Below are 3098 nucleotides of genomic sequence, written 5' to 3'. Positions count from 1 at the left end.
TGGCTAATCATACATAAAAGCTTTCTTATATCATTAATTTTTTTTGGCAGGTACTGTGTAGGTGGAAATGAACGAATGCTTTAATAGTTTTGTGTCACAAAATAAATTTTGGAGATTTTTAGCACTCCAGTAGTTCAATGATTCCTGGCATATTCCAACTGCAAGTTTATATATTGCTTCTTTTAACAATTGGAGCTTACTTTCAGAAACTACATGAACTTTAAAGTTGGTATGTGCATCTGAAGCAAAGATGACAGAGGGGTGGAAAATAACGGAGTAGAAAGTTTGACTCTGATATTTTTCCGCAAACCAATTCGAAGATGTAGTTATTTGTTCTACATCACCTTTAAAAATTTCATCACTAGTTCGTCGATTTTTATCTTCTATGACAATCTGTGTGCTTTGATCCAGCCAAAGATTATCAGGACCGCCTTCTTTGATAGCCGTTTCTGCCTCAGAAGGTACTCACATACATTATTTCACCGTATATGAGACTTGGTCTGTAATATCACAAATCTCAGAAATCTTGGCAATAATGGCTAGAATAACCGAAGCGGAGAAATTTGTTTCGATTACGGTACCATTTTCAAGCGTGGCCGGTGCGTTGTGAGGCCTAAAGAGCATTCGACTTATCTGATCGTTTTCTTTAATCCGATCATAATTAAGACTATCCCTATTCCAAAGATCATTGAGGAAGATTTTCAACATTTTTTTCCATGTTTTTACTGGATATTCGTTTTCATTAATTGTTATTTGAACAGGGGCTTTACCCGTCACATCAACTGTCTGATCAATTGTGTACTCACCAGTAATTTCTTCTTCATTAACTTCTTTGATGTTTGGCATCGGAAAGATTTGGATTAACTCATCTGTTAACTCTTTAGTGCGGTCGATAATTGCTTCTTATTTTTTGGTGGTTTTCGCAAGTCATCGAAAAGCTCACAGAGCACGCCTAAACGGGGCTGTTCTGTGAGCTTTTTGATTAATAAGTTGTTGCTTCCAATAAGGCTGGTGATTGTGGTTCTTCTTGTTTAAGAACAACCACCTGACTGTTAATCTTTAAGGCACGAGAGATAATTCGGTTGATGTCATTGTATAGGTGGTCATCGACGCTATTGGATAGGTTACCAACGTTAACAATCAGCTTGTTTAGTTGGTTTGTATCAATTGCTTGGTCAATTTCAGCTGTGTCAGTTAATACCCGCTTGTTATTAATGGCAGCAACATCGTCAGTGATTGTTTCAACCTCTTGTTCACTGATTTCGTTGCTAGTGGTCTTTTCAATTTGGGCATTTGTTAAGTCCGTTGGGGATTTGCTAATTTGAATTTCAGATAGAGACAGCTTTTCTGAAATTCGTTTGAATAATGCCAGATTTTTAGGTAATCCCATTAAGACGATTGGAACAGTTAAGTCAATAGTTGCAACCAGATACTTATTGATTTCGCGGTAGTAACGCTCTAAATCAATCTGTTTTTCCTTGCTTGTTTCATTGTGGCCATGGAAAGTTGTTGAACCACCTTGACCAATAGAGTTAAGTTCACCACCACGTTTTTCTGATCCTAATGTTTCCACTAGGTCGGTTGGGGCGTCTGCATCTAATTTCACGGGTGCAACTGTTTTATCAACAATTTTGAATAGTCTGAATGATGTTCCCTCTAACGCTAACAAGTAATACATCTTGTTTGGTTGCTCACGTAAAATAGATAGTAAGTCGGGAGATTTGCTAATTGTTAACTTTACTTCGTCAACAGTTGTCCGTGGTAAAACGAACAACTCTAAAGTATTACCTTGAATGAATAACGTTATCCCTTGGTATGGTAGGTTCTGATCAATCAAGTTGTCTACCTGACGTTCAAGCTCTTTATAGTTTAACTCAGGGTGTTCCATAGAATATTTTTTAATTTCTGTAAGCGCACTCTTTAAGTGCAGACGCTCATCTTGTTGGTATTTTAATTTATTTAAATTAATACTCAAGGTGAGTACATCTTCATTCGGAGTCAGTGTCTTCGGCAAGTTTTTCAGTGTAATTAGTTTTGTCATTTATGTCACGCTCCTTTTGTTTGTATAACTTTATTATAACAAAAAAGTGAGTAGGGAGGGTCAAATGAGTCTGATGCCTACCGTAGCAACTTTCCATTAAGCACCTTGATTTGATTCGAAACGTTTATTTAGCTTCCGCTCGCTATATTCCATTAAGGATGTGGGGTCAATGTCGTATTGACTACAAATTATCAGTACTTGGTCAATGACGTCTGCAAGTCCTTCGTTTAAGTTATCAAACTTTTCACAGGTTGATAGCTTGCGCTCACCTGGATGATCGCGACCGAATTCAATTGAACGGATTGCTCTTGACAGTTCACCAACCTCTTCGGTCAAATAATTTAGCCTAACTGGAGGAGTGTACTTATACCAATCTCGTTGTTTGTAAAAGTCTACTAACCAATTTTCATGATCTTTTAAATTCATCCACAATTCCTCCGTGATANTTTGAGACAGATTTTAAGAGACATTCAGAACCGCGTTTACCTTCCACAGCTCAAATAAATCATTAATCGCGATTAATAACTTATTTGAACCCTGGAAAGCATTAAATCAGGCGGCCATTTGGCTCGTAAGTGTTGCAATTTCAACTTGTAAGGGGGTCTGGTAGCCCAGTGAACTATGAATTCTCTTCCTAAATAGCGATTTACTGTATGGATCAAGACTATACTGCTGGCTGACAACGGTAGCCAATCCGTCAATTCCACGTCGCAAATCGGTCCTGCCACATACCAAATAAATACCGTGAAGTTGTTTCATATCAACGATCATCCCTAAACACCGCCTTTAATAATGCATCCAGAATGTAGTTATTAATTCGGTTGTAGACAAGAACAGTCTTATTTTCACCTAACTTCATTTGAAAAGCTTTGCTGGTAGTGGCGGCCTGATAATTTTTTGGTTGATCCAATTTCACTTGGACAATTTCTTGGTCATTATTCAAAAAAATCACCTCATCATATTTGATAAAGTGATTCTATCGCACTGAAGTGCGTAATTATAGCCGGTCTGTTATTACGTGCTTACTCTTAAATGACTTTAAAGAGTTGCATTCAGC

5 protein-coding genes are annotated in these 3098 nt (G+C 37.5%); all 5 read right to left on the bottom strand.

Annotated features, from left to right (window positions below):
* Window positions 1-474: 474 nt before the first annotated feature.
* Window positions 475-846, bottom strand: a complete 372-nt coding sequence (locus FC65_RS09835; RefSeq protein ID WP_056972538.1) for a hypothetical protein — start codon at window positions 844-846, stop codon at window positions 475-477.
* A 136-nt stretch (window positions 847-982) separates the two neighbouring features.
* Entirely contained in the window at window positions 983-2041 is a 1059-nt protein-coding gene (locus FC65_RS09830) for a baeRF6 domain-containing protein (protein ID WP_056972536.1), read from the bottom strand.
* A gap of 96 nt (window positions 2042-2137) precedes the next feature.
* The gene (locus FC65_RS09825; RefSeq protein ID WP_010499750.1) at window positions 2138-2467 is read right to left on the bottom strand and encodes a MazG nucleotide pyrophosphohydrolase domain-containing protein; all 330 of its coding nucleotides are present in this window, start codon (window positions 2465-2467) and stop codon (window positions 2138-2140) included.
* Window positions 2468-2593: 126 nt separating this feature from the next.
* The gene (tnpB, locus tag FC65_RS11925) at window positions 2594-2812 is read right to left on the bottom strand and encodes an IS66 family insertion sequence element accessory protein TnpB (protein WP_010499747.1); all 219 of its coding nucleotides are present in this window, start codon (window positions 2810-2812) and stop codon (window positions 2594-2596) included.
* Window positions 2802-2993 carry a hypothetical protein gene (locus FC65_RS09815; RefSeq protein WP_337589441.1) on the bottom strand — a complete coding sequence of 64 codons (192 nt, stop codon included), beginning with the start codon at window positions 2991-2993 and terminating at the stop codon, window positions 2802-2804. The genes tnpB and FC65_RS09815 overlap by 11 nt, the downstream gene beginning before the upstream one ends.
* Window positions 2994-3098 lie beyond the last annotated feature (105 nt).

It is taken from the genome of Ligilactobacillus acidipiscis DSM 15836, from assembly GCF_001435755.1.
Taxonomy (GTDB): domain Bacteria; phylum Bacillota; class Bacilli; order Lactobacillales; family Lactobacillaceae; genus Ligilactobacillus; species Ligilactobacillus acidipiscis.
Note: the sequence above shows the minus strand (reverse complement) of the source record. Positions and strands in the feature narration are given on the sequence as shown.

Excerpts from the sequence above, each read along its gene's own strand:
- FC65_RS09835 (WP_056972538.1), bottom strand. The coding sequence starts at position 846 with ATGCCAAACATCAAAGAAGTTAATGAAGAAGAAATTACTGGTGAGTAC.
- FC65_RS09830 (WP_056972536.1), bottom strand. The coding sequence starts at position 2,041 with ATGACAAAACTAATTACACTGAAAAACTTGCCGAAGACACTGACTCCG.
- FC65_RS09825 (WP_010499750.1), bottom strand. The coding sequence starts at position 2,467 with ATGAATTTAAAAGATCATGAAAATTGGTTAGTAGACTTTTACAAACAA.
- tnpB (WP_010499747.1), bottom strand. The coding sequence starts at position 2,812 with ATGATCGTTGATATGAAACAACTTCACGGTATTTATTTGGTATGTGGC.